Genomic DNA, 24,834 nt, shown 5'->3' with positions numbered 1-24,834 from the left:
AGCGCTCACGCGCCGCAGAAAGCCTCGTTCAGCAGCGCGTCAACGGCGTCGTCGGGGTCGCCCCGGAAGTCGGGCGTGAGCGCGACCGCGACCTGGCGGCGTCCATCCTCCGTGGCGAACGACCAGGACTGGTACGCCAGGGCATCGCCGTCGTTGCCGTACACACGGACCCCGCACGAGGTGTCCTGCCAGGCCAGCCCCAACCCGTACTCCCGGTCCTCGACACCCGGTGTCATCATCTCGTCGAGCAGCTGACCCGGCAGGAGGCGCCCGCCGAGCAGGGCCGCCATGAACCGGTTGAGATCACGTGCCGTGGAGATCATCTCGCCGCCCGCGCCCAGCACCGACGGATTCATCTCCGTGTAGTCGACGAGACGTTCCTCACCGTCCTGCCGTATCGGCACGTAACCGCGCGCATGCGGCCCGGGCATGAGCGGCGACGCCCCCGGCAGCGAGGTGTCCCGCAATCGCAACGGCCGGATGATCCGGCGTTCGATCTCCTCGCCGTACGACCGCCCGGTCACCTCCTCGATGATCTGGCCGAGCAGGAGGTAACCGGTGTTCGAGTACGAGTAGTCCGAACCCGGCGGTTCGAACGACGGCGGGTTGGCCACCGCGCGCTCGACCAGCTCGGCCGCGGTCCAGGTCCGCCACCGGTGGTCCAGGAACTCCGGCTCCGGCGGCATCGGCAGCGTGGGCTTGTAGTCGTACAAACCGCTGGTGTGGTTCAGCAGCTGCCGCACGGTGATGCGGTGACCATCCGGAACGACTCCGGGCAGCCACGCTTCGACCGAGTCGTCCAGCCGCAGCCGCTCTTCCCCGACGAGTTGCAGAGCGACGGTGGCGACGAACGTCTTCGAGATACTGCCCACCCGGAACTGACCGCGAGCCGGCACCGCCCGCGTCGTGTCCAGTTCGGCGACCCCGCTGGTCCCGCCCCACACGCCACGTTCGTCACGCACCTCCACCAGCGCGCCCACCGCACCGGCGGCCACGACATCGTCCAGCCGTTCCTGCACCCCGACCTCCCCCGGCGAGGCCGAGGCAGTGGCCGCCCCCGCGACCACCGCCAACACCGCCGTCGCAGCCACCAGCACCCGATGCGTGCGCACCATCCCGACCTCCCGGTGAAGGACCCGTACGCAGAGAGCTTGCTGGAGCAGCCGGACAGCCACGATGGGGCTTCGCCATATCCACCCGGGGGTTACCCCCACCCCACCGAGCGGAATGCGAACCCACAACCTCTCCGTCCCGAACTCCGGGCGGGGAGGTTGAGAGTCACGCATGGCCGCTGTGGTTTCTCCACTCGACTGCTGTACCGGCATGGCCGCACAGCAGCGATCCCGCTGGTCGTCGCCCCACGCTCGAAACCGGTCACAGCCTCTAACCGGACGCGCTCCCGAACAGCCCTCCCGGCATCGGTCAGCCCGCCGCCCTGCGCATATCCCACACCTCAGGAGGTACACAGCGCCCTCCCCGCACATCAGGCGAACACTCCGACACCCAATCAAGTTCAGTAGCTCGTGCCTCTCCGCCAGGCTGGTCCGCTCCCAAATGGCGCAAGGCCAGCCTTCCATCGGGTAGGACGATGTGGTCCTCGTCGGTCTTGGGTTACCTAGCCCTAGCTGCGCACCGGGCCCGCCTTCATCGGCATTTCGACACGTCGCTTCAGGCTGGCCCTGAGCAGGCTAGGCCTGGATTCCCGTATCCTCCGTGCATGGTCTACGTCGTAGCGCTCAGCGCCGAGGAACTGGACCGCATTGACACGGAGTTGCGGATCAAGCAGTCCTTCACCAAGACGGTGGCGGCCGCCGCCCTGCCTCGCGATCGGACACCCCATATCACTCTGCTCCTTGAGCGGACTTCCGCCCAGAGCGACCAAGGCCGGCTGGCTTGGCTGGGTGTCGTGCGGCGGCCCCGTGGGGACAAGGTCGCAGCCGTTGATGCCCGGATCGCCGTCGAGCTGGTGCGGGAGTGTCCCGTACAGCTCCTTATGCGACCGCTCCTCGACAGGGTGCCGCTTCACCTACGGCACGACCTTGCGGGGATGCTGTCAGGCGAAGTCACTGTGCTTGGAGACGAAGCCTCGGAGGCGTTGCTAGCGGTTCTTGCACAGCAGCACGACCTGTTGCGCATCATGCTCGGCTTTCTTGGAGAAGCGGCCGAGCCCGATCCGTTGGACTCGCGACGCGCTGAAGATCGCTTGTGGCAAGAGCAGTACGACATGACCCGGCTAGGGCTCGCAATCGGCAACATCCCACCCTCACGACTTGCGGCCTGGCGGCGGCCGAGCGAACCTGACGCCCCTTTCCTGGCCGGGCTAATCCCGGAGCCGTTCGAGCAGGGCCTGATTGAACACGACGCACGCCGCCTCGGTATCGACGTCGATGTGTTCAGCGAAGCAGGGTGGCAGCCTGGAAGTCATGCCTCCGGGGCATCTTTTCGCTGTGACATCCACGTCTTCGAACATCTCGGCAGCCGGATCGAGGTAGCGAACATCAACGCGACACCGGTGGAAGAAAGGCTGGGCGCGGACCTGATTTACTACCATGAGGCCACCCAAAGTTTCATCCTCGTGCAGGCCAAACGGCTTCCTTCCGCTGCGGGCACCCGATGGATGTACGTGGATAAGCGACTGCTCGGCCAGCTTGACCGCCTGGACAAGGTCGCCGCGTTGAGTAGGACTGCGCTGGCACCTCACGAGTGGCGGCTGGGCGCGGACCCCTGCTTTGTGAAACTCGCCTACTGGCCATCTGAGGAAACTATCGACCCCGGTCCCGCGCCAGGCATGTATCTCCCAGTGCCGTACGTACGGTTGCTGCTGGAGGACGACGGTACACGGGGCCCGAACGGAGGCAGACGTCTGGGATACGGGTACGTTGATCGCTACCTGGGGAACACAGAGTTCACCGAGCTTGTGAAGAATGGGCTCGTCGGCACAGTGGGCACCACTCTCGACGACCTGAGGACGCTCGGCACCGAGCGGGCAACGGAAGGGATGTCCGTCTCCATCGTCGTAGACCGTGCCACCGCTCCGCCACACGAGGCGGTCAAGGAGCGGCACAGGCGGAATCACACCCGGGGATATGACAAGACACTTGCCACCAAGAGGCGCCGTAGGCAATCGTAGGTCCCGGCGTTGCCTACGACCATCGCCGTTCCCACCTCGCGATCCGCTGCGGGCGGTCATCAAGGCCCACCGATTCGCCGACAGCCGCTGAGGCACATAGAAGTCTTGGCACGGTCCGCTCGTGCCTATTCCATCCGTTCTGGCGCGACACGGGCGGCGCCAGGCACCGGAAACGGTGACCAGTGGCGAGGTCAGAGGCCGTGGCCCCGCTACGGGGTACCCCGCCTGCAAGGTGGTGCTCGCGGCGCGAGATCTTGCTGAGTGGCCGTTTGGAGCTGGCTCCCAAACGGCCACTCAGGAAGGGGCGAGAAACCACTCAGGGGCCCGACCCGCTGTCGCGGATCAGGCCCCTGACCTGGTGTTTCTCTGTCGGGGTGGCGGGATTTGAACCCACGGCCTCTTCGTCCCGAACGAAGCGCGCTGCCAAGCTGCGCCACACCCCGGTGCAGCGACGACTACTCTAGCCGACCGGGTCGCGTACGGGAAATCAGGTTTCGCGGGGGGTCAGCGTCAGCAGGGTGGCCTCCGGGGGGCAGGCGAAGCGGACGGGGGTGTAGCGGTTGGTGCCGCAGCCTGCCGAGACGTGGAGGTAGGAGGTGTGGGCGGGGGTTTCGTGGGTGGAGAGGCCCTTGACGCGGGCCGGCTCGATGTCGCAGTTGGTGACCAGTGCGCCGTAGAACGGGATGCACAGTTGGCCGCCGTGGGTGTGACCGGCCAGGATCAGGGGGTAGCCGTCGGCGGTGAACGCGTCGAGGACCCGCAGGTAGGGGGCGTGGACCACGGCGAGGGCGAGGTCGGCGCCGGGCTCGGGGCCGCCGGCGACATCGTCGTAGCGGTCGCGGCGGATGTGCGGGTCGTCGAGGCCGGTGAGGGCGATGTCCGCGCCGGCCGCCTTCAGGCGCCCGCGGGTGTTGGTGAGGTTGACCCAGCCCGCGTCGTCGAACGCGTCGCGCAGCTCCCACCACGGGTTCCTGGGAACGTTGTGCGCGGGCGCGTTGCCGTTGAGGCCGTGGCGGCCGGTTGCGCGTTCCGCGAGGTAGCGGGCCGGGTTGCGCGGGCGGGGGGCGTAGTAGTCGTTCGAGCCGAAGACGTACGCGCCGGGGAACTCCATGAGCGGGCCGAGGGCGTCCAGGGCTTCTGGGGCCGCCTCGGGGTCGGAGAGGTTGTCGCCGGTGTTGATCACGAAGTCGGGGCGCAGCCCGGCGAGGGAGTGCAGCCAGCGCTGCTTCTTCCGCTGTCCCGACACCATGTGGATGTCGGAGACGTGCAGGACGCGCAGCGGGCGACCGCCCGGCGGGAGGACCGGGACGGTGACCCGGCGCAGGCGGAAGGACCTCACTTCGAATCCGGCGGCGTAGGCGACCGCGGCGGCGGACAGGGCGGTCGCGGTGAGGGCGGTGTTGAGCGGAATGCGGTAGCGGGCGCGCATGGGGCCATCGTTTCAGATGAACGGTGGCGCACAATGGGGGGCATGACCACGTTCAAGTCCCGCCTGCGGGACGACCTGACGGCATCGATCAAGGAGCGCGACGAGCTGCGTTCCGCCACTCTGCGGATGGCGCTGGCCGCCGTTACCACGGAGGAGGTCGCGGGTGACACGGCCCGCGAGCTGTCCGATGCCGAGGTGCAGAAGGTGATCGCGCGGGAGGCGAAGAAGCGGCGCGAGGCGGCGGAGGCGTTCGACAAGGGCGGCAGGCCCGCCCAGGCGGAACGGGAGCGGGCCGAGGGCGAGATCCTGGCCGGCTACCTGCCGAAGCAGCTGTCGGACGAGGAGTTGGGCGAGCTGGTGGCCGCGGCGGTCGCCGAGGCGCGGGCGGGCGGCGCGGAGGGCCCGCGGGCGATGGGTGCCGTCATGAAGATCGTGAACCCGAGGGTCGCCGGGCGGGCCGAGGGCGGCCGGGTGGCCGCCGCGGTCAAGAAGGCCCTGGCGGGCTGACCGGGCGGCCCCTGCGTCCGCCGCGCCTCAGTCGCCGCGGCCGCCCCCGCCGTCCGGGTTGAAGATGTCCGGCGGGAAGCCCGGCAGGTCGATGTCGGGACGCCCGCCGCCTCCGTTGTCCCCGTCGTTGTCGCCGCCGTCCCCACCGCCGCCGTTGCCGTTGCCACCACCGCCGTTGCCGCCATTACCGCCGCCGTCACCGGGACGGTTGTCGCCGGGCCGGTCGTCGTCACCGCGGTCGTCGTCGTCATCGTCGCCCCGGGGCACCTCGACCGGCGCGAACGTGGAGGGCGGCACGTCGGCGAGCGCGCCCGTCATGGCCTGGCGCCAGATGGGCCCGGCGACGCTGGCGCCGCCCGCCTGCTCGTAGAACTGGCCGGCGATGTTGATGTCGACCATGGCCTGGTTCTCGTTCTCGTTGCCGACGTGCACGGCCGTCGCGACCTCGGGGGTGTGGCCCGCGAACCACACGTCGCGCCGGTCGTTCGTCGTGCCGGTCTTGCCCGCGACCTGCCGCCCGGGGATGGCGACGGAGCTGCCCGTGCCGTTGTCGACAACATTCCGCAGCATGGCGTTGATGAGGTCGGCGTTCCGCTCGGAGATGGCGCGCTCGCACTCGGGCTCGGGAACGGGCAGCTCCTCGCCCTCCGCGTCCGTCACCGCCGTGATGGCGGCCGGGGCGCAGTACATGCCGCGGGCGGCGAACGTGGCGTAGACGTTGGCGATCTGGAGCGGCGCGATGGTCTCGCTGCCGAGGGTGAGGGACGGTACGGCGGCCAGCGGCTCGTTGTCGCCGCGCTCGACGCCCATTTCGGCGGCCGTCCGCATCGTCTCGCAGAGCCCGGCCTCGCGCTCCAGCTCGACGAAGTAGGTGTTGACCGAGTCGGCGAGGGCCTCGGTCATGTCCCAGGTGCCTTCCATGTCGTCCCGCTCGTTGCCCAGCTCGTAGTTGGGCTCGGCCTCGTCGGTGAGCGGCTGGCCCTCGCAGTTCCTGAAGTCGGCCTTGGGAACGGTCAGCTCATTGTCCGTCGTGAACTCGCGGGCCGGCGAGATGCCGCCTTCGAGGGCCGCCGCCGCGGTGATGGGCTTGAAGGTGGAGCCGGGCTGGAAGCCGTAGTTGGAGCCGCCCATCTCCTGCGAGACGTTGAGATTGATGGTGGTCTGGTGCTGCTCCGGATCGTTGCCGTAGGGGCGGCTCTGCGCCATCGACAGGATGTGCCCGGTGCCGGGCTCGACGGCCACGACGGTGGCGGAGACGGAGTCGTCGGCGAACGCGCCGTCGCGTGCCGCCTGCGCGGCGGCTTCCTGCGCCTGCGGGTCGAGGGAGGTCTGGATGGTGAGGCCGCCGAGCGCCCACAGGGCTTCGCGATCCTCGCGGGTCTCGCCGAAGACCGGGTTGGCCAGGAACTCGTGCTTCACGTAGTCGCAGAAGAACCCGGCGTCGTTGACGGCGGTGATGCAGCCGTTGCGCGGCTGGCTCACATTGAGGCCGAGGTCGAGGGCCTTGGCCTCGTCGGCCTCGGCCTGGGTGATGTCGCCGGTGACGACCATGCTCTGGAGAACGGTGTTGCGCCGCTGGAGAGCGGCCTGGTCGTCGTTCACCGGGTCGTACTGGCTGGGCGACTGCACGAGGCCGGCGAGCAGGGCGGCTTCGTGGAGGGCCAGGTCGGCGGCGGGCTTGGAGAAGTAGCGCTGGGCCGCGGCCTCGGCGCCGTACGCCTGCTGCCCGAAATACGTGATGTTGAGGTAATTTTCGAGGATTTGGTCCTTGGTCAGCTCCTGTTCGAGCTGAATCGCGTACTTCATCTCCCGGATCTTGCGCCCGAGGCCCGCGGCGCCGCTCTGGATGGTGGCCTCGGCCACGGCCTCCGGATCGTCGCCCGCGGCCTCGACAAACACGTTCTTCACGTACTGCTGGGTCAGGGTCGAGGCGCCCTGCTCGACCCCGCCGGACTCCACGTTGGTCGTGAGCGCGCGCATGATGCCGCGCAGGTCGACCGCGCCGTGCTCGTAGAAGCGGGCGTCCTCGATGGCGATGAGCGCCTGCGGCAGGTACTCCGACATCTCGTCGAGCTCGATCACCGTGCGGTTCCTGGAGTAGACGTCCGCGATGCGGTTGCCCTCGGCGTCCAGGATCGTCGTCTTCTGGCTGAGCGGGGGGCGCTCCATCATGGCCGGGATCTCGTCGAACCCCTCCATCGTGCCCCTGGCCGCGAGGCCGAACGCCCCCACGGCGGGCAGGGCGAGGCCCGCGAGGACCGCCCCCGACAGCACGCTGACCCCGAGGAACTTGGCTACCTGTTGAGTCGCGCTCAGCCCGCCACCCGGACGCTTCCTACTCATGGCAGCAAGCCTACGTTCTCAAAAGCCGGACAGGGGTCCATCTGTTCGCCTACGCTACTCACAGTTCACAGAAACGGCCAGCCGTCAAGCGCTCGATCACCCATTGGGGTGAGGCGAGGAGAGGTTGTGCCTCTCCTCGGCACAGGTGTTTACCAGCCGGACCCTTGTTTCACTCGTGCGGGTGAAGCCCACAGCCCATAGTCCGAACGGGCCATTCAAGAATGGACCCCCTGGGGGTGTTGTGCCGTGCTCGCGTTCCGTAACGTCCTGGACTGGCAAGGGTGAATATGCCACTTGCCGCCGTGGGGGAGCCTCGATTCGGGAGAGGACGGCACCGGCATGAGCTGGGTTACCGACTGGAGTGCGCAGGCGGCCTGCCGCACAACTGATCCGGATGAACTGTTCGTACAAGGGGCTGCTCAGAACAGGGCAAAAGCGGTCTGTACCGGGTGTCCGGTGCGCACGGAGTGCCTCGCGGACGCGCTCGACAACCGGGTCGAGTTCGGCGTCTGGGGCGGCATGACCGAGCGGGAACGGCGCGCGCTGCTGCGCCGGCGGCCCACCGTCACCTCCTGGCGGCGGCTGCTGGAGACGGCGCGCATGGAGTACGAGCGCAGCACAACTCGTCCTGTCGCGGCATCACATGACTACGAGGAGCTGCCAGCGGGGGCCTACCAGGACTTCGCACAGGCCGGCTGATCCGCTCCCCGTCCCGGTCATCCCCCGTTTCAGGACCCCACGTTCCCGGACCCCACGGCCGGGCCGTCCGCGCCCCCCGCCAGCTCGCGGCCGATGGTCCGCAGCCCGGCGAGATCGTGCACGTCGCCGGGCAGCGCGGCCACTTCCGCCACGGGCACCTCGGGATGCAGCGCGGTGAAACGGGCCCGAGTGCGCGCCTCGCGCGCGAGCCGGCGCATGCGCTCGGCGTGAACGCGCAGCAAGTCCGCGGTGAGCCGGTCGGAACGGACAGCGGGATGGGCATCCGAACGGCGGGGGTTTTCGCCGGGCTCGTCGTCGGCCGACGGCGTGGGCGGAGCCGCCGGAGACGTGCCTTCGGGAGAGCGGCGGCCGCCCCGTGAGCCATCCTGCCCGGGCAGATGATCCACAATGCCGCCCCCCGCAAGATTCTTCGCGTCCAGCGCCTCGGCCGCCGCGGCGGCACGCTCCGCGCCGAGCCGCGCGGCGGCTGACGTGTGCACGCGGTTGAGCACGAGGCCGGCCAGCGGCATCCGTTCCGCGCCGAGCCGTTCGACGAAGTACGCCGCCTCGCGCAGCGCGTCCCGTTCCGGTGCCGCGACGACGAGGAACGCGGTGCCGCGCGCCTGGAGCAGCTGATAGGTGGCGTCGGCGCGGGTCCTGAACCCGCCGAACATCGTGTCCATGGCGGCCACGAACGTCTGCACGTCCCGCAGCAGCGCCGCGCCGAGCACCTTGCCGAGCGTGCCGGTGACCATCGAGAGCCCGGCCATGCCGAGGCTCATCACCTTCCGCCCCGCGCGGCCGCCCGCCTTGGCCGGGGCCATCAGCACGCGGATGAAGCGGCCGTCGAGGAACGAGCCGAGCCGCTGCGGCGCGTCGAGGAAGTCGAGCGCGGAGCGGCTGGGCGGGGTGTCGACGACGATCAGGTCCCAGTCGCCGGTCGCGGCGAGCTGGCCCAGCTTCTCCATCGCCATGTACTCCTGCGTGCCCGCGAAGCCCGCGGACAGCGACTGGTAGAACGGGTTGTCCAGGATCGCGCGGGCGCGCGCCCGGTCGGCGTGCGCCTCGACGATCTCGTCGAACGTCCGCTTCATGTCCAGCATCATCGCGAACAGCTCGCCGCCCGCCGCCGGATCGATGCCGGGAACGGGCCGCGGCACGTTGTCCAGCTCGGTCAGCCCCATCGACTGGGCCAGCCGCCGGGCCGGGTCGATCGTCAGCACCACGACGCGGCGCCCGCGCTCCGCGGCGCGCAGGCCGAGCGCGGCGGCGGTCGTCGTCTTGCCGACGCCGCCGGAGCCGCAGCAGACGACGATGCGGATGCCGCGGTCGTCGAGCAGCGGGTCGATGTCGAGCGCGGGCACGTCCTCACTCACGGTTCGGGCTCCTCCCCGCACCGCCCGGGTGCTGGCGGTGTTCCGACGGCGTCCTGATCACGTCCGGTGCGGCGGTGTCCGCACATGGCCTCATGCGGGCCTCATACACGCCTCATGCGGGCCTCATACACGCCTCATGCGGGCCTCATGCGGGTCTCTTGCGGGTCTCATGCGGGCAGCACCGTTCCCACCCCGCCTCCACGGGCCTTCACCAGGCCAGTTCGCGCAGGCGGCGCGCCAGCCGGTACAGGCCGGCCAGGTCGGCACCCTCGTCGAGGAGCGGCAGTTCGTGAACGGGCAGGCGCAGCCCGTTCAGCTCGGCGCGCTGGGCCTTCTCCAGCGCCAGCCGCTGCGCGTGCTCGCGGCCCTGTGCGAGCAGCGGGGCGGCGAGCGCGGCGGCGTCGGGCAGACCGGCCGCGGCCAGGGCGCGGGCAACAGCGCGTTCGCCCGCCTGCCCCTCCGGCACCGCGGGCAGGTGGTGGGCCGGCCTGACCATGTTGACCACCACAGCGCCGACCGGGAGGCCCGCGGCACGCAACTCCGCGACGCCGTCGGCCGTCTCCTGCACCGGCATCTCCTCCAGCAGCGTGACCAGGTGGACCGCTGTCTCGGCCGACCTCAGCACCCGCATGACGGCCTGCGCCTGGTGGTGCACCGGGCCGACGCGCGCGAGCCCGGCGACCTCGTTGTTGACACCGAGGAACCGGGCGATGCGGCCGGTCGGCGGGGCGTCCATCACGACCGCGTCGTAGGCCCGTTCGCCGCCGTCGGGGCCGCGCCGCCTGACCGCTTCGCACGCCTTGCCGGTCAGCAGCACGTCGCGCAGGCCCGGCGCGACGGTGGTGACGAAGTCGATGGCGCCGATGCGGCGCAGGGCGCGGCCCGCGCCGCCGAGCTTGTAGAACATCTGAAGGTAGTCGAGCAGCGCCTGCTCGGCGTCGATGGCGAGCGCGAAGACCTCGCCGCCGCCGGGGCCGATGGCGATCCGGCGTTCCTCGTAGGGCAGCGCCTCGGTCTCGAAGAGCTGGGCGATGCCCTGCCGCCCCTCGACCTCGACCAGCAGGGTGCGCCTGCCGCGTTCGGCGAGGGCGAGGGCAAGGGCGGCGGCGACGGTGGTCTTGCCGGTGCCGCCCTTGCCGCTGACCACGTGCAGCCTGGTCCCGCCCGCGCTGCCGCCGCTGCCACCGCCGCCGGGGAGGCCGCCGGTGCCACCGCCGCCGGGGAGGCCGGTGCCACCGCCGCCGGGGGGGCCGCCGGTGCCGCTCATGCCCGTTCCGCTCACGTCTGGCAGCGTACGTGAGCGGAGGGGAACGGCCCCTGGGGTGTCAGTGGTGGTCGCTAGAGTGAGGGCCATGAAGAAGTGGGAATACGCGACCGTGCCGCTGCTGGTGCACGCCACCAAGCAGATCCTGGACAACTGGGGGGACGACGGCTGGGAGTTGGTGCAGGTGATCCCGGGACCGAATCCGGAACAGCTGGTGGCGTACTTCAAGCGCGAGAAGCCGCAGTGAGCGGGGGCGGCGCCGTCGAGGCGCGGCTCGCCGAGCTGGGGATCGCGCTGCCCGAGGTCGTGCCGCCGGTCGCCGCGTACGTGCCGGCGGTGCGGAGCGGCCGGTACGTGTACACGTCGGGACAGGTCCCGATGGTCGGCGGCGAGCTGCCGACCGCGGGGAAGGTCGGCGCCGAGGTCAGCCCGGAGCGCGCCAAGGAGCTGGCGCGGATCTGCGCGCTCAATGCCCTGGCCGCGGTCAAGTCGGTCGCCGGGGACCTGGACCGGATCGAGCGCGTGGTGAAGGTGGTCGGGTTCGTGGCCTCCGCACCGGGGTTCACCGGGCAGCCGCAGGTGATCAACGGGGCAAGTGAGCTGTTCGGCGACGTCCTGGGCGAGCGCGGGCGGCACGCGCGCAGCGCGGTGGGCGTGGCGGTGCTGCCGCTCGACGCCCCGGTGGAGGTCGAGATCGTCGTGGAGCTGACGGATGACTGACGACGACGCGGGGGCCTCCGGGAGTGCTTCCGGCGGCGTGCAGGAGCCCGCGCCCGGTCGGCAGCCCATGCCCGACTGGGAGAAGCGCTTCCGCGCGCCGCGCGTGGGCCTGCCGCAGTGGGCGCGGCACGCGCCGGACCGTTCGCTCTTCGTGTCGAACGCGACGGGCACCTTCGAGCTGTACGCGTGGGACCGGGCGAGCGGCGAGCAGCGCCAGGCCACCGACCGGCCGAACGGGACGGTCACCGGGACGCTCAGCCCGGACGGGGCGTGGGTGTGGTGGTTCGCCGACACGGACGGCGACGAGTTCGGCGTGTGGATGCGGCAGCCGTTCCACGGCGGGCCGGACGAGCCCGCGGTGCCCGGCCTCCAGCCGTCGTTCCCGGCGGGCCTCGCGCTCGGCCACGACGGCACGGCGGTCGTGGGCCGGATGACCGAGGAGGACGGCACCACCATCCACGTGGTGCGGCCGGGCGGCGAGCCGGTCGAGATCTACCGGCACCGCCAGTCCGGCGGCGTCGGTGACCTGTCGCACGACGGCACGCTGCTGGCCGTCGAGCACACCGAGCACGGCGACGCGATGCACTCGGCCGTGCGCGTGGTGCGCCCGGACGGCAGCACGGTCGCCGAGCTGGACGACACCGAGGGCGGCACCAAGGAGCTGGGCCTGTCCGTGCTCGGCTTCGCGCCGGTGGACGGCGACTCCCGGCTGCTCATCGGGCACCAGCGGCGCGGCCGGTGGGAGCCGATGATCTGGGACCCGCTGACGGGCGAGCAGACCGAGCCGGCGTTCGACCTGCCGGGCGACGTGGCCGCCGAGTGGTATCCCGACGCGGCGGGCCTGCTGGTCGAGCACAGCCGGCAGGCGCGCAGCGAGCTGTGGCGCTACGACCTGGCCGAGGGCGCGCTCGCGCGCGTCGAGACGCCGCAGGGCACGGTTTCCGGGGCCACCGCGCGCCCGGACGGCACCGCCGAGTACCTGTGGTCGTCGGCGGCCGAGCCGCCGCAGATCAGGTCGACGTCCGGCCGGATCGTGCTGGACCCGCCGGGGATGCGTCCCCCGCCGTCCGTCCCGGTGACGGACGCGTGGGTGGCGGGTCCGGGCGGCCGGGTGCACGCGCTGGTGCAGACGCCGCCGGGCGGCGAGGGTCCGTTCCCGACGGTGTTCGAGATCCACGGCGGACCGACCGCGCACGACAGCGACGCGTTCACGGCGGGGCCCGCGGCGTGGCTCGACCACGGCTTCGCGGTCGTCCGGGTCAACTACCGCGGTTCGACCGGGTACGGGCGGGAGTGGACGGACGCGCTGAAGCACCGCATCGGGCTGATCGAGCTGGAGGACATCGGGGCGGTGCGGGAGTGGGCCGTCTCCTCGGGGCTCGCCGATCCGGAGCGGCTGGTGCTGACGGGCGGCTCGTGGGGCGGCTACCTCACGCTGCTCGGCCTCGGCGTGCAGCCGGACGCGTGGGCGGTCGGCGTCGCCGCCGTGCCGGTGGCCGACTACGTCGCCGCGTACGAGGACGAGATGGAGGCGCTGAAGGCGATGGACCGCACCCTGCTGGGCGGCACGCCGCAGGAGGTGCCCGAGCGCTGGGCGGCGTCCTCGCCGATCACGTACGTCGACCGGGTGCGGGTGCCGGTCTACATCTCGGCGGGGGTGAACGATCCGCGGTGCCCGATCCGTCAGATCGAGAACTATGTGGAGCGCCTCGCCGGGCAGGGCACCCCGCACGAGGTGTACCGGTACGACGCGGGGCACGGCTCGCTCGTGGTGGAGGAGCGGATCAAGCAGGTGGCGCAGGAGATCCGGTTCGCACAGCAGCATCTGAAGCGTCCGCCGTCGTAGCCGTTCCGGCGACGGTCCCAGCCGTTCCGGCATCGGCCGTGGCGGTGGCCGCGGCCGTTCCGGGCTCCGCGGCGGGCGTTCCGGCGTCGGTGAGGAGGCGTTCCAGCTCGGCGTCGTGCTGGGACTCCACCTCCCGCCGGAACAGGCGGAACCACATGAACACGGCGAACGCCGCGAAGACGAACCACTCGGCGGTGTACCCGAGGTTCTGGAACGCGTCCATGTCGAGGCCGGTACCGGTCGGTGCCTCGGCGGGCACGGCGGCCATCGGCTCCTCGGCGTCCCGCACCGTGATCCAGGAGTCGGAAACGTCGTACGGCAGCACGTTGATCAGCGAGGCGGCGCCGATCACGCCCAGCTGACCGGCGGGCAGCCCGGTGGTCGGCGTGGTGACCTTGCTGGGCGACTCGGCGGCCTGCAGGGCCCCGGTGACGGTGACTTCGCCCTCCGGCGGCGCGGGCGGGGCGGCGTCGTCGGCCGCGCCCGGCAGCCAGCCGCGGACGACCGGCACCGCCGGGCCCCCGTCGGCCGGCCGCAGCGGGGTCAGCACGAAGTAGCCGCGCTTGCCCTCCAACATGCGCTCGGGCACGAGCAGTTGCTGCTCGACGTCATAGGTGCCGGTGACCTCGGCCTGCCTGCCGACGGTCTCGGTGGTCAGCGGCAGCAGCTCGGCGAGCGGCCGCGGCGCGTCCGTCGCCTCGGCGCGCTCCTGCTGCTCGCGGTGCGAGTCCACCTGGTCCTCGAAGCGCGCCAGCTGCCAGGTGCCCGCGATCAGGCAGACAGGGATCGACAGCACCACAAAGAGGTTGATCGCCCACCAGCGGGGGGTCAGCAGGAACCGGTACACGCACTCAACGGTACTTCCGCCGGGCCGGGCCTGTGCTGTCGGGGCCTGTGCCCTCGGGGCCTATGTCCTCGGGGCCTATGCCGTCGGGGCCTATGCCGTCGGGGCCTGGAGCACACCCGTCCGGTAGATCGTTCCCGCGCACGTGCCCTCCATCCGGATCTGTGCGGCCGCGGGCTCCCCGGCGTCCGGGGTGTAGCGCAGCAGCACGCCGGCGTCCGCGCCCTGGTTCCCCGCGGGTTCCTCGGCCGGGTCCTCGCCGTCGGTGGGCTCCCCGCTGGGGTCACCGGAGCCGCCTGAGCCGCCTGAGTCGTTGCCCGGGCTGGTGCTCGGGCCGTCGGTGCCCGGTGCCGAGGGCTTCGGCCCGCCGGTGCCGCCGTTCCCGCTGCCGCTGCTCGTCCCGCCCTGCTCCGCGCCCGTCGTGGCGCCGACCGTGCCGCCGGACGTGCCGTCCGTACCGTCCTTGCCGCCGTCGTCCGCGGTGCCGCCCGCACCGCCCGTGCCGCCGGCCTCACCGCTGCTGCCGGTGGTCCGGGAACGCGTTCCGCCTCCCGCGTCGTCGGTGCTCATCGGGTCGGGGGACGTGCTGGGCGACGGACCGCTGCTCGGCGGAGCGCCGCGGTCGCCGCCGTCGTCGACCTCGCAGCTGCCGATGGAGGTCTCCGCGGGCACCCAGGCGAACTGCACCTGATACGCCTCGCCCGGCGGCAGCACCAACTCCTCGAAGGACTCGTCGGGCGCGGGCAGTTCGGTGGCGCGGTCGCCCTCGGTGCGGTCGACGATCTGCACGTCGGCGGAGCCGCCCTGGGCGAGGGGCAGCGCGGCCAGCTCGCCGTTGCCTCGGACGCGGCAGGGCTGGTCGGAGACGTTGGCGAGGCGGATGAGGCCGTAGATGCGGCCCTGCTCGTCCGGCGGTTCGAGGACGGTCTCGACCTCGCCGAGCTGGCTGCGGTCGCACGTCGGAGAGGTGACGCCCATGGTCACCTCGGGGTCGGGCGAGGTGCCGTCCGACTGCCCCTCGCCCTCGGCGCCGCCCGGCAGAGACGGGTCGATGCCGCCCTCGGCGTGCTCGCCGGGCAGCGGCGCCTCGGAACCCGGCGCGTAACGCCCGAGCGACTCGTCCGAGCTGCCGCCGGCGCGGTCCTCGCCGTCCAGCGGGGTGCCGCCGCGGATGTCGCGCGCCTGGTCGCTGCCGCCGCCGGAACCGGCCGCCGCGGTGACGACGATGGGCGCGCCGAGGCCGAGCAGGGCGACGGAGGCCGCGGTGCCGAGCAGCAGCTGCCGCTTCCTGCGGCGCCGGGCGGGAACGGCCTGCCGCAGCTGGTCGAGGGAGTCGGTCGAGGGCTCGATGCCGTCCACGACGTCCCGCAGGAGTTCCCGCAGCCGGTCCTCGTCGTTCAATGGGCCACCGCCGGCGCCGCCGGCGCCGCCGGCCGACGGGCCTTCGCCGGCCGCCCTGCCCTCGCCCTCCGCCCTGCCCTCGCCGTCCGCCCGCAGCACGCCGTCCGCCCGCGGCACGCCGTCCGCCTGCGGCACGCCGTCCGCCTGCGGCACGCCGGCGCGTGCGGGCTCGGCCTCCGGCCGGTCCGCCGGGTCTTCTGGGAGGCGGCGGCCGGAGTCGCGGTCACTCATCGGACGGCCTCCATGGCCACGCGCAGCGCGGCGATGCCGCGCGAGCCGTATGCCTTGACCGAACCGGCGGAGATGCCGAGCGTCTTGGCGACCTCGGCCTCGGACATGTCGGCGAAGTAGCGCAGCACCAGCACTTCACGCTGGCGGCGCTGGAGGCCGCGCATCGCCTTGATCAGGTCGGCGCGCTCCAGCTGTTCGTAGGCGCCTTCCTCGGCGCTGGCCACGTCGGGCAGGGGCTTGGCGAGCAGCTTGAGGCCCAGTATGCGGCGGCGGAGCGTGGACCGGGACAGGTTGACGACGGTCTGCCGCAGGTAGGCGAGGGTCTTCTCGGGGTCGCGGACGCGCCCGCGCGCGGAGTGCACGCGGATGAACGCCTCCTGGACCACGTCCTCGCAGGAGGCCGTGTCGTCGAGCAGCAGGGCGGCGAGGCCGAGCAGGGAACGGTAGTGGGCGCGGTAGGTCTCCGTCAGGAAGTCGATCGTGGTGCCGGCCGCGCTCTCAGCCATGGCTTCGTCCGCGTCCTCGCCGGAGGCGTGGACACGTGCCGGCCGCGAGGCCGGGAGGGGAGCGGTCACCGGCCCACCCCCGAGGGCGGGCAGGCGGCGCGGCGGTACCGACGGGAAACCGAGAACCTCTGCAACCTCTGCCACGTCTGTTGGACACGCTCTCCCCCGCAAAGGTTGTACGGCGCGGGCAGGCTGCTGGCTTTTGCCTCACTTCGTGTCACACCCACCGCCCGCCGTGAAGATCCCAATCGGTCCGCGTCCCGGCCCCGGTAGGGGCACTAAAGACACTCCCCGCACCGCAGTTGGTTTCCAGCGGTGCGGGGAGTAGAAATCGTCTCTCGGCGGATTGGTCTGGAGCAAGCCATGCGGGCCTACGACTTGGTCACGAGAGCTTCACATCTGGCCAACATCGGCCAGACGACGAGCGATCCGCCGAGCGATCCGACGCACGACCCGTTGACGATCCGACGCACGACCCGGCGAGCGACCCGTTGGCGAATCAGCGCCCGGTCCCTCCATACACGACCGCTTCCTCGGACTCGCTGTCAAGACCGAACGCGGAGTGGACGGCGCGCACCGCCTGATTCACATCGTCCTCGCGGGTCACGACGGAGATCCGGATTTCCGAGGTGGAGATCAGCTCGATGTTGACCCCCGCGTTCGACAGCGCCTCGAAGAAGGTCGCCGTCACACCGGGGTTGGTCTTCATCCCCGCGCCGACCAGGGAGATCTTGGCGATCTGGTCGTCGTAGCGCAACGCGTCGAAGCCGATCAGCGAGCGCCGCTTCTCCAGGGCCTCGATCGCCTTGTGCCCCTCGGACTTGGGGAGGGTGAACGAAATGTCCGTCAGGCCGGTGGACGCGGCGGAGACGTTCTGCACCACCATGTCGATGTTGACCTCGGAGTCGGCGATGGTCCGGAAAATCTTCGCGGCCTCGCCGGGCTTGTCCGGAACTCCGACGACGGTGATCTTCGCCTCGGAGGTGTCGTGGGCGACACCCGAGATGATTGCCTGCTCCATGGGCTGCCCTCCTAGCGGCTGATTGCTGACCCAGGTGCCCTTCAGCCCTGAGAACGACGAGCGGACGTGGATCGGGATGTTGTAGCGCCGTGCGTATTCCACGCAGCGGTGCAGCAGCACCTTGGAACCCGAACTGGCCAGCTCCAGCATGTCCTCGAACGAGATCCAGTCGATCTTACGGGCCTTCTTGACGACGCGCGGGTCGGCGGTGAAAACGCCGTCGACGTCGGTGTAGATCTCGCACACCTCGGCGTTGAGCGCGGCGGCGAGGGCGACGGCGGTGGTGTCGGAGCCGCCGCGGCCGAGGGTGGTGATGTCCTTGCTGCTCTGGGACACCCCCTGGAAGCCGGCGACGATCGCGATGTTGCCCGCGTCGACGGAGCTCTGGATGCGCCCCGGGGTCACATCGATGATGCGGGCCTTGTTGTGAACGGAGTCGGTGATGACACCGGCCTGACTGCCGGTGAACGACTGTGCCTCATGCCCGAGCGCTTTGATCGCCATTGCCAGCAGCGCCATGGAGATCCGCTCTCCCGACGTCAGCAGCATGTCCAGCTCGCGCCCCTGCGCGACCGGGGACACCTGGCCAGCGAGATCGATCAGCTCGTCCGTCGAATCGCCCATTGCCGAAACCACGACGACCACCTGGTGGCCGTTCTTCTTGGCCTCGACGACCCGCTTGGCGACGCGCTTGATGCCTTCGGCATCGGCAACGGAGGAGCCGCCGTACTTCTGCACGACAAGGCCCACGTGTGCTCGCTCCTCGTTCTCTTGCTTTCCATGGCCGAAAATCGACCACAGCCGGATAAATTCTACCGAGCGGCCCCGTCGACCCGCCCGCTCAGCGAGCTTCCCTGCCCCGAGGAGCCCGGGGCACACGGAAATGTGCCCGAAACGTAAGAGATGTCACACGGCAACGCGTGTGATCTTGCGAAGGGACGACCCGAACGGTCCGCACGGCCGTCTGCCGGAGCAGGTGGAAGTGCCCGCGTGGCCGAGGCGGCTTAACGTTCCCTTATGGCCGGTTTGCCACCTTCGCGCCCGGAGCTTCTCGACCCGCCGCTGATCCGGGCCCTGCGGAAGACCGGCGCCTACGGAGCCGGGGTCTACCTGCTGGCGCCCGGCGAACGGGTGCTGCGGCTCGCCGTGACGTCCGGGCTGCCGCGCAGGTTCATCGGCGACTGGCTGCGCGTGCCGGTCGACGCCGGGGAGCCGCTCGGCGACGCCGTGGAGAACCGGCGGCTGGTGTGGCTCGGCGTCGGTGAGATGGAGCGTCGCTACGCCGGGGCGGACGACGCCGCGCCCTACCCGCTCGCCGCCGCGTTCGTGCCGATCCTGCGCGGGGACACCTGCTGGGGCGCGATGGCGCTGATCTGGCCGGGGAACCACCCGGACGAGCTGGCGCGGGACGAGCGCGACATCCTCGACGACACCACCACCCGCCTGGCCGACCTGCTCGCCGGGGCCGAACGCGAAGGGCGACCCGTTCGCGTGAGTGAAGAGCCGCATGTACTGGTGCGCCCGCGGGCGCGCACGCCGGGGCACGAGGAGGCGCAGGCGGCGGCCGGGTTCGCGGAACGGCTCCCGGAAGGCTGCTGGGCGCTCGACCTGGACGGGCGGCTGACGTACGTCAGCGGCAGCGCGGCCAAACTCGTCGGCGCCGACGTGACCGAGCTGCTCGGCGCGCGGCCGTGGGACGCACTGCCGTGGCTGTCCGACCCGGTGTTCGAGGACAGGTACCGGGCGGCGCTGTTCAGCCGCCAGCCGGGATCGTTCACCGCGCTCAAGCCGCCGGAACGGTGGCTGCGCTTCCAGCTCTACCCCGACGCCTTCGGCATCAGCGTGCGCATCACTCCGGCGTCGGCCGCGCCGGGGGCGCGCGCCGTCTCGGAGGCGCGCGCGGCGCCCACGCGGGCCGGGTCGCTGTACCACATGATGCAGCTGGCCACCGTGCTGACCGAGGCGGTCAGCGTGCGGGACGTCGTGGACCTCGTCGCCAGCCAGATCATGCCCGCGCTGGACGCCCAGGGGCTGCTGATGTTCGTCGCCGAGGGCGGCCGGCTGCGGGCCCTCGGCCATCGCGGCTACCGCCCCGAGGCCGTCGCCCACTTCGACGGCGCCTCCCTGACCCCGGCCACCACACCCTCGGCCCGCGTCATCGCGGACGGCGCACCCGCGTTCTACCCCTCGCCGGAAGCCGTGGAGGCGCATTTCCCCGGGCTGGCCGAACTGTCAGGGAAGTCCGCCTGGGCGATGCTGCCGCTGATCGCGACGGGACGGACCGTCGGCTGCTGCGTCATCTCGTACGAACGCCCGCACGAATTCTCGGCCGAGGAGCGCGGGATCATGTCCTCGCTCGCCGGTCTGATCGCGCAGGCCCTGGAACGCGCCCGCTTGCACGACACGCGTCACCACCTCGCGCGCCGTCTGCAAGCCGGTCTGCTGCCGCGCGTGCTCCCGCGCGTGCCGGGGCTCGACGTTGCCGCGCGCTACCTGCCCGCCTCGCACGGCATGGAGATCGGCGGCGACTTCTACGACCTGATCCGGCTGGACGAGGACGGCTCCGGAACGGTCTCGGTCGCGGCGGCGATCGGCGACGTTCAAGGCCACAACGTGACGGCGGCGGCGTTGATGGGCCAGGTGCGCACCGCCGTGCACGCCACCGCCGGCGAACCACCGGGCGAAGTGCTCGCGCGTGCGAACCGGCTGCTGACGGATCTCGACCCGGGCCTGTTCACCAGCTGTCTGTACGTCCAACTCGATCTGTCCGCGCGGCGGCTGAGCCTCTCGACGGCCGGGCACCCGCCGCCCCTCGTGCGGTATCCGGACGGGCGGGTGGTGGCGCTGGAGGTCCCGCCCGGCCCGCTGCTCGGCATCGAGCCGGACGCCGCGTACCCGGCCACGGAGACCGGGCTGCCGGAAGGCGCGGTACTGCTCCTCTACACGGACGGGCTGATCGAGCGGCCCGGCATCGACCTCGGCGACGCGATCGCCGAGCTCGCGACGCAGCTCGGCGGGGCGCCGTCGGGCCGTCCGATGGACGAGCTCGCCGATGGCCTGCTGCGGCACGCGCGACAGACGGAGTCGCGCAGCGACGATATCGCTCTGCTGCTGATCAGCCCGGTGAGCTGAGCAGCGGCACGCCGACACCGGCCTTTCGCAGTCCCCAGCGGAACGGGACCGGGGCGGGCGCGGGAACGGGACCGGGGCGGGCGCGGCACGGCCGGTGCGGCGCGGTGCCGCCGCCGGTGGCCCCGGTTCTGCGCGTTGCGTTCCGCCGCCTCAGCCGCCGATGCCCCAGCCGCCGCCGTCGGAGCTGAGCGTTGCCATCACCACGATCGCCAGCACGATGTCCACCGCGCCGAGCACCATGCCCGCCTTCGCCATACCGTTTCGGGTGCTGCGGTACGCGACCGCGCCGAGCACCAACGCGATCGTTCCGAGGATGATTCCGGCGAAGAAGAGGCCGACAATTCCGCATACCAGGCTCGCCGTTGACAGCCCGCTGCTCTCGCGTCTCGACAGCCCCGTGCTGTGGCCTGCCATGTGGTCCTCCTTCAGGTCGAGGAGTTGACGTGGCCACCGAGTGCCCCGGGGGCGCGGGGCTATTCCTGACGCGAGCGTCCCGCGAACGTCCCGCGAACGTGCTGGAACGGGAAAGGACCGCACCACGGCGCGTTTGGTGCGCCAGCCGCCGACACGAGTGGTCAGCCGCCGACGCGGTCGATCAGGAAGGGCCGGAACGCAGACCGAGCGGGGCCGCGATCTCGGCCGCCATGACGCGGCCGGCCTGACGTTCCAGATCGCCGTCCTCGGCATCGCTGTCCGTGTCCAGACCGTCCAGCTCGGCCAGCGGCGTGTCCAGCCGGACGTGCGCCACCAGCGACTGCAACGCGCGGAGCGCGGCGCTCGCCGTGGGCCCCCAGTTCGACAGGTAGGAGAACTGCCACCACCACAGCGCCTCGCTCACCCGGCCCTTGCGGTAGTGCGCCATGCCGTGCCGCAGATCGGAGATGATGTCCGCCAGATCATCGGAGATCCGGGCCGCCACCGGGGTGCTGCGCGGCACGTAGGGGTCGAACACCTCCGAGTACACATCGACCGGCGCGAGCAGCGCGGCCAGCCGCTCGCGCAACTCGTCCATGTCCGGCTCAGGACCGGTGTCCGGCTCGTAGCGCTCCTCGGGAACGATGTCCTCGTACGCGCCGAGCCTGCCGCCCGCCAGCAGGACCTGCGAGACCTGGAGCAGCAGGTAGGGCACGGCGCTGTCCGGATCGTCCCCCTTGGCCACCTCTGTGACCGCCACGATGAAAGTCTCCACCTGGTCGGCGATCTGAACGGCGAAGTCGTCCGGGCCGGCCTGGCCCCCGGCCGGGCCGATGGTGGTGCCCTCCACGGGCGTCTGCGGTATCGGCGTCGCTTCGGTCATCACCTGGTCGCCTCCCCAACGGTCGCTACGTCTGCGCCTGCAATGCCTGCATTACACATCAAGCAGCCGCCTACCCTCGAAAGCACGTCCCAAGGTGACCTCGTCGGCATACTCCAAGTCTCCCCCCACCGGCAGCCCGCTGGCCAGCCGAGTGACCCGCAGACCCAGCGAGCTGACCATCCGGGCCAGGTAGGTGGCGGTCGCCTCGCCCTCCAGATTGGGGTCCGTGGCGAGGATCAGCTCCGTGACGGCGCCGTCGGCGAGGCGCGCGAGCAGCTCCCGAATCCGCAGATCGCCGGGGCCGACGCCGTCGATCGGGCTGATGGCCCCGCCCAGCACGTGGTACCTGCCGCGGAACTCGCGGGTACGCTCAATCGCCACCACGTCCTTGGGCTCCTCGACCACGCAGATCACCGCGGGGTCGCGGCGCGGATCGAGACAGACCCGGCAGCGCTCCTCCTGGGCGACATTGCCGCACTCGGCGCAGAACCGGACCTTCTCCTTGACCTCGGTCAGCGCGTGCGCGAGACGGCGGACGTCGGTCGTCTCGGCCTGGAGGATGTGGAACGCGATCCGCTGAGCGCTCTTGGGGCCGACGCCCGGGAGCCTCCCCAGCTCGTCGATGAGGTCCTGGACGACGCCCTCGTACATCAGAACGGCAGTCCGGGGAGGCCGCCGCCCCCGCCCAGCCCCTGTGCGAGGGGTCCGAGCTTGGTCTTGGCCAGCTCCTGCGCCGCGTTGTTCGCGTCGCGGACCGCGGCGATCACCAGGTCCGCAAGGGTCTCGGTGTCGTCCGGGTCCACCGCCCGGGGGTCGATCACCAGGGCCGTCAGCTCACCGGAGCCGGTGACCGTCGCCTTGACCAGCCCGCCGCCCGCGGAACCCTCCACGGGCGTCTCGGCCAGCTCCTGCTGCGCCGCGGCAAGGTCCTGCTGCATTTTCTGGGCCTGCTGCAACAACTGCTGCATATCGACCCCACCACCGGGAAACACGGCTCACTCCTGGCTCGTCGACGACGTGTGCGTACCCCTTGAGCCTACGGGCTCGGGCCGCTGCGGTCTCACTCGTGATGAAACTCCTCAATAACTGTCGCTCCCAGCTCTTTCACGATCAGGTCGTATCCGCTGAGCGCCGTGTCGTCGAGATCCGGATCGTCCTCGGCGGGGACGTCGTCCTCGACGGCGACCGGCGGCGGACCCGACGGCTGCGGCTGCGGCGCCGCCGCCGGAACGCCCGCCGCGCCGCCCGCCGCGCCCGCGGCGGGCGGCGCGGCGGCGGGGCGCGGCTCCGGTGGCGCGGCCGCCGGAGCCGCGGGCCGCGGTGCGGGCGGAACGGGCCGCCCGCCGCCGCCCCCGCCCGGGCCCCCAGCGCCGCCGCCCGGGTCGACGACGGCCTCGACCCGCCACTGCCCGCCCAGCGACTCGCCCAGCGCCTGGCGCAACACGTCCTCGCTGCCGCCGTTGACGAAACTGTCCCGCGCCCCCGGCGTCGCGAAGCCGAGCCGCAGCACGCCGCCCTCGACGCTCAGCACCTGGGCGTTCTGACTGAGGAGAATCCAGGTGTAGCGGCGCTTGCCCTTGACCGCGTCCAGCACGCTCGGCCAGACCTGCCGCACCCGCTCCTGGTCACCGGCCGAGGCGGCGGCCGACGCGGCAACCGGGGCCGCCGGGGCCGCCGGCGCGGAGCGCTCCGGCCGCGCGGGCTCCGGCGCCTGCGCCGGCGGCCGAGGCGCGGTGGGCCAGGCCCCGGGCCGCGGCCCGGAACCGGCCGCCGCCTGCGGCCGCGGCTCCTCCGCGGCGGGCGGCGGGGGCGGAGGCGCAGGCGGAGGCGTGACCGCCTGCGGCGGGGGCGGGGCGGTTGCCTGCGGTGGTGCGGGGGCAGCGGCCATCGGCGGTGACGGCGGGGCGAGTGCCGCTCCCCGCTCCAGCCGGTCCAGACGGCTCAGCAGCGCCTGCTCGTCACCGTAGGCCGCGGGCAGCAGCACGCGGGCGCAGATCAGCTCCAGCTGGAGCCGCGGCGAGGTGGCACCCCGCATCTCGGTCAACCCGGTGTTGACCAAGTCGGCCGCCCGGCTCAGCTCTGCCGGGCCCAGGGCAGCGGCCTGGGCACTCATCCGCTCCAGCACGTCCGCGGGCACGTCGATCAGGCCCTTGTCCGCGGCATCGGGCACGGCCGCGAGAATCAGCAGGTCGCGCAGCCGTTCCAGCAGATCCGTCACGAACCGCCGCGGATCGTGACCGCCCTCGATCACCCGGTCCACGACCTCGAACGCCGCCGCGCCGTCCCCCGCCGAGAAGGCGTCGACCACCGCGTCGAGCAGCGCGCCGTCCGTGTAGCCCAGCAACGCCGTGGCCATGTCGTAGGTGACACCGTCCTCGCCGGCCCCGGCGAGCAGCTGGTCCATGACGGACATCGAATCCCGCACCGACCCGGCCCCGGACCGCACGACGAGCGGCAGCACGGCCCCGTCCACCGGAATCGCCTCGCGGGCGCACACCTCCCCCAGGTAGTCGCGCAACGTGCCGGGCGGCACCAGCCGGAACGGATAGTGATGGGTCCGCGACCGGATGGTGCCGATAACCTTCTCCGGCTCGGTGGTCGCGAAGATGAACTTCAGGTGCTCCGGCGGCTCCTCCACCACCTTCAGCAGGGCGTTGAACCCCGCCGGGGTGACCATGTGCGCCTCGTCGATGATGTAGATCTTGTACCGGCTGGCCGCCGGGCCGAAGAACGCCTTCTCCCGCAGCTCCCTGGCATCGTCGACACCACCGTGCGAAGCCGCGTCGATCTCGATGACGTCGATCGATCCCGGCCCGTTCCGCGCGAGATCGAGACACGAGCGGCACTCCCCGCACGGCGTGGGCGTGGGCCCCTGCTCACAGTTGAGACAGCGGGCGAGGATGCGCGCACTGGTCGTCTTGCCACAACCCCGCGGCCCGCTGAACAGATACGCGTGGTTGACCCGGTTGTTCCGCAGGGCCTGCTGGAGGGGATCGGTGACATGCTCCTGCCCGATGACCTCGGCGAAGGTCTCGGGTCGGTAGCGGCGGTACAGCGCGAGGGAGGACACGACTCCGACGATATCGGC

At 71.6% G+C, this 24,834-nt stretch carries 21 protein-coding genes, 1 tRNA gene and 1 pseudogene; 7 read left to right on the top strand and 16 right to left on the bottom strand.

The annotated features are described in order from the left end of the window. Nucleotides 1–5: 5 nt before the first annotated feature. A complete protein-coding gene (locus RM779_RS22625) occupies nucleotides 6–1,115 on the bottom strand; it encodes a serine hydrolase domain-containing protein (protein ID WP_311619579.1) in 1,110 nt (369 codons plus the stop codon). Nucleotides 1,116–1,333: 218 nt separating this feature from the next. After that, a pseudogene (locus tag RM779_RS33890) lies at nucleotides 1,334–1,450 on the bottom strand (IS630 family transposase); the annotation flags it as partial. Nucleotides 1,451–1,717: 267 nt separating this feature from the next. Here RM779_RS33890 and RM779_RS22620 point away from each other — a divergent pair. Then, a complete protein-coding gene (locus RM779_RS22620; RefSeq protein ID WP_311619578.1) occupies nucleotides 1,718–3,130 on the top strand; it encodes a hypothetical protein in 1,413 nt (470 codons plus the stop codon). A 369-nt stretch (nucleotides 3,131–3,499) separates the two neighbouring features. Here RM779_RS22620 and RM779_RS22615 read toward each other — a convergent pair. Next, nucleotides 3,500–3,573 (bottom strand) — tRNA-Pro (locus RM779_RS22615). Between the two features lie 44 nt (nucleotides 3,574–3,617). Continuing rightward, nucleotides 3,618–4,559, bottom strand: a complete 942-nt coding sequence (locus RM779_RS22610; RefSeq protein WP_311619577.1) for a metallophosphoesterase — start codon at nucleotides 4,557–4,559, stop codon at nucleotides 3,618–3,620. Nucleotides 4,560–4,601: 42 nt separating this feature from the next. Here RM779_RS22610 and RM779_RS22605 point away from each other — a divergent pair, with 42 nt between their 5' ends. Further along, the gene (locus tag RM779_RS22605) at nucleotides 4,602–5,066 is read left to right on the top strand and encodes a GatB/YqeY domain-containing protein (protein ID WP_077063423.1); all 465 of its coding nucleotides are present in this window, start codon (nucleotides 4,602–4,604) and stop codon (nucleotides 5,064–5,066) included. Nucleotides 5,067–5,093: 27 nt separating this feature from the next. Here the strand turns inward: RM779_RS22605 and RM779_RS22600 are convergent, their stop codons facing one another. Then, nucleotides 5,094–7,409: a transglycosylase domain-containing protein gene (locus RM779_RS22600; RefSeq protein ID WP_311619576.1), complete on the bottom strand. Its 2,316-nt coding sequence runs from the start codon at nucleotides 7,407–7,409 to the stop codon at nucleotides 5,094–5,096. 339 nt (nucleotides 7,410–7,748) lie between these two features. Between RM779_RS22600 and RM779_RS22595 the strand changes: the two genes are divergently transcribed. Continuing rightward, on the top strand, nucleotides 7,749–8,108 hold the full coding sequence (locus tag RM779_RS22595) for a WhiB family transcriptional regulator (protein ID WP_311619575.1): 360 nt from the start codon (nucleotides 7,749–7,751) through the stop codon (nucleotides 8,106–8,108). 29 nt (nucleotides 8,109–8,137) lie between these two features. Here RM779_RS22595 and RM779_RS22590 read toward each other — a convergent pair whose 3' ends face one another. Then, nucleotides 8,138–9,484: an ArsA family ATPase gene (locus tag RM779_RS22590; RefSeq protein WP_311619574.1), complete on the bottom strand. Its 1,347-nt coding sequence runs from the start codon at nucleotides 9,482–9,484 to the stop codon at nucleotides 8,138–8,140. Between the two features lie 208 nt (nucleotides 9,485–9,692). Then, nucleotides 9,693–10,766 (bottom strand): ArsA family ATPase, encoded by a 1,074-nt coding sequence (locus RM779_RS22585; RefSeq protein WP_311619573.1) that lies wholly within the window; start codon nucleotides 10,764–10,766, stop codon nucleotides 9,693–9,695. Nucleotides 10,767–10,836: 70 nt separating this feature from the next. Here RM779_RS22585 and RM779_RS22580 point away from each other — a divergent pair, with 70 nt between their 5' ends. The 3 genes from RM779_RS22580 to RM779_RS22570 all read left to right on the top strand — a co-directional run bounded on the left by RM779_RS22580 (nucleotide 10,837) and on the right by RM779_RS22570 (nucleotide 13,314). Further along, a complete protein-coding gene (locus RM779_RS22580; RefSeq protein WP_143659512.1) occupies nucleotides 10,837–10,995 on the top strand; it encodes a DUF4177 domain-containing protein in 159 nt (52 codons plus the stop codon). Continuing rightward, nucleotides 10,992–11,468, top strand: a complete 477-nt coding sequence (locus RM779_RS22575) for a RidA family protein (RefSeq protein WP_311619571.1) — start codon at nucleotides 10,992–10,994, stop codon at nucleotides 11,466–11,468. Before RM779_RS22580 ends, RM779_RS22575 begins: the two co-directional genes overlap by 4 nt. A 67-nt stretch (nucleotides 11,469–11,535) precedes the next feature. Next, nucleotides 11,536–13,314 (top strand): S9 family peptidase, encoded by a 1,779-nt coding sequence (locus RM779_RS22570; protein WP_311619659.1) that lies wholly within the window; start codon nucleotides 11,536–11,538, stop codon nucleotides 13,312–13,314. Here the strand turns inward: RM779_RS22570 and RM779_RS22565 are convergent. The 4 genes from RM779_RS22565 to RM779_RS22550 all read right to left on the bottom strand — a co-directional run bounded on the left by RM779_RS22565 (nucleotide 13,253) and on the right by RM779_RS22550 (nucleotide 18,067). Continuing rightward, nucleotides 13,253–14,161 carry an SURF1 family protein gene (locus RM779_RS22565; RefSeq protein WP_311619570.1) on the bottom strand — a complete coding sequence of 303 codons (909 nt, stop codon included), beginning with the start codon at nucleotides 14,159–14,161 and terminating at the stop codon, nucleotides 13,253–13,255. The two genes, RM779_RS22570 and RM779_RS22565, sit on opposite strands and share 62 nt — an antisense overlap. Nucleotides 14,162–14,251: 90 nt before the next feature. Then, entirely contained in the window at nucleotides 14,252–15,790 is a 1,539-nt protein-coding gene (locus tag RM779_RS22560; protein WP_311619569.1) for a DUF4232 domain-containing protein, read from the bottom strand. Next, nucleotides 15,787–16,389, bottom strand: coding sequence for a SigE family RNA polymerase sigma factor (locus RM779_RS22555; protein WP_311619658.1), 603 nt, complete (start codon nucleotides 16,387–16,389; stop codon nucleotides 15,787–15,789). The genes RM779_RS22560 and RM779_RS22555 overlap by 4 nt, the downstream gene beginning before the upstream one ends. A gap of 406 nt (nucleotides 16,390–16,795) precedes the next feature. After that, nucleotides 16,796–18,067, bottom strand: a complete 1,272-nt coding sequence (locus RM779_RS22550) for an aspartate kinase (RefSeq protein ID WP_077060332.1) — start codon at nucleotides 18,065–18,067, stop codon at nucleotides 16,796–16,798. Between the two features lie 267 nt (nucleotides 18,068–18,334). Here RM779_RS22550 and RM779_RS22545 point away from each other — a divergent pair, with 267 nt between their 5' ends. After that, nucleotides 18,335–20,449: a SpoIIE family protein phosphatase gene (locus RM779_RS22545; protein WP_311619568.1), complete on the top strand. Its 2,115-nt coding sequence runs from the start codon at nucleotides 18,335–18,337 to the stop codon at nucleotides 20,447–20,449. A gap of 150 nt (nucleotides 20,450–20,599) precedes the next feature. Here the strand turns inward: RM779_RS22545 and RM779_RS22540 are convergent, their stop codons facing one another. The 5 genes from RM779_RS22540 to RM779_RS22520 form a co-directional block, all read right to left on the bottom strand. Then, the gene (locus RM779_RS22540) at nucleotides 20,600–20,863 is read right to left on the bottom strand and encodes a DUF4190 domain-containing protein (protein WP_311619567.1); all 264 of its coding nucleotides are present in this window, start codon (nucleotides 20,861–20,863) and stop codon (nucleotides 20,600–20,602) included. A 181-nt stretch (nucleotides 20,864–21,044) separates the two neighbouring features. Then, nucleotides 21,045–21,746: a DUF5063 domain-containing protein gene (locus tag RM779_RS22535; protein WP_311619566.1), complete on the bottom strand. Its 702-nt coding sequence runs from the start codon at nucleotides 21,744–21,746 to the stop codon at nucleotides 21,045–21,047. A 51-nt stretch (nucleotides 21,747–21,797) separates the two neighbouring features. Further along, on the bottom strand, nucleotides 21,798–22,397 hold the full coding sequence (gene recR, locus RM779_RS22530; RefSeq protein WP_077060329.1) for a recombination mediator RecR: 600 nt from the start codon (nucleotides 22,395–22,397) through the stop codon (nucleotides 21,798–21,800). After that, nucleotides 22,397–22,738, bottom strand: coding sequence for a YbaB/EbfC family nucleoid-associated protein (locus RM779_RS22525; protein WP_077060328.1), 342 nt, complete (start codon nucleotides 22,736–22,738; stop codon nucleotides 22,397–22,399). The genes recR and RM779_RS22525 overlap by 1 nt, the downstream gene beginning before the upstream one ends. Before the next feature lie 68 nt (nucleotides 22,739–22,806). Then, a complete protein-coding gene (locus RM779_RS22520) occupies nucleotides 22,807–24,816 on the bottom strand; it encodes a DNA polymerase III subunit gamma and tau (RefSeq protein WP_311619564.1) in 2,010 nt (669 codons plus the stop codon). Between the last annotated feature and the right edge of the window lie 18 nt (nucleotides 24,817–24,834).

This window comes from Streptomyces johnsoniae (assembly GCF_031845565.1).
GTDB lineage: Bacteria > Actinomycetota > Actinomycetes > Streptomycetales > Streptomycetaceae > Streptomyces > Streptomyces johnsoniae.
Note: the sequence above shows the minus strand (reverse complement) of the source record. Positions and strands in the feature narration are given on the sequence as shown.

Coding starts and splice junctions, on each gene's coding strand:
- RM779_RS22605 (WP_077063423.1), top strand. CDS start 4,602: ATGACCACGTTCAAGTCCCGCCTGCGGGACGACCTGACGGCATCGATC.
- RM779_RS22535 (WP_311619566.1), bottom strand. CDS start 21,746: ATGACCGAAGCGACGCCGATACCGCAGACGCCCGTGGAGGGCACCACC.
- recR (WP_077060329.1), bottom strand. CDS start 22,397: ATGTACGAGGGCGTCGTCCAGGACCTCATCGACGAGCTGGGGAGGCTC.
- RM779_RS22625 (WP_311619579.1), bottom strand. CDS start 1,115: ATGGTGCGCACGCATCGGGTGCTGGTGGCTGCGACGGCGGTGTTGGCG.
- RM779_RS22610 (WP_311619577.1), bottom strand. CDS start 4,559: ATGCGCGCCCGCTACCGCATTCCGCTCAACACCGCCCTCACCGCGACC.
- RM779_RS22580 (WP_143659512.1), top strand. CDS start 10,837: ATGAAGAAGTGGGAATACGCGACCGTGCCGCTGCTGGTGCACGCCACC.
- RM779_RS22545 (WP_311619568.1), top strand. CDS start 18,335: ATGGCCGGTTTGCCACCTTCGCGCCCGGAGCTTCTCGACCCGCCGCTG.
- RM779_RS22595 (WP_311619575.1), top strand. CDS start 7,749: ATGAGCTGGGTTACCGACTGGAGTGCGCAGGCGGCCTGCCGCACAACT.
- RM779_RS22570 (WP_311619659.1), top strand. CDS start 11,536: ATGCCCGACTGGGAGAAGCGCTTCCGCGCGCCGCGCGTGGGCCTGCCG.
- RM779_RS22540 (WP_311619567.1), bottom strand. CDS start 20,863: ATGGCAGGCCACAGCACGGGGCTGTCGAGACGCGAGAGCAGCGGGCTG.
- RM779_RS22600 (WP_311619576.1), bottom strand. CDS start 7,409: ATGAGTAGGAAGCGTCCGGGTGGCGGGCTGAGCGCGACTCAACAGGTA.
- RM779_RS22560 (WP_311619569.1), bottom strand. CDS start 15,790: ATGAGTGACCGCGACTCCGGCCGCCGCCTCCCAGAAGACCCGGCGGAC.
- RM779_RS22620 (WP_311619578.1), top strand. CDS start 1,718: ATGGTCTACGTCGTAGCGCTCAGCGCCGAGGAACTGGACCGCATTGAC.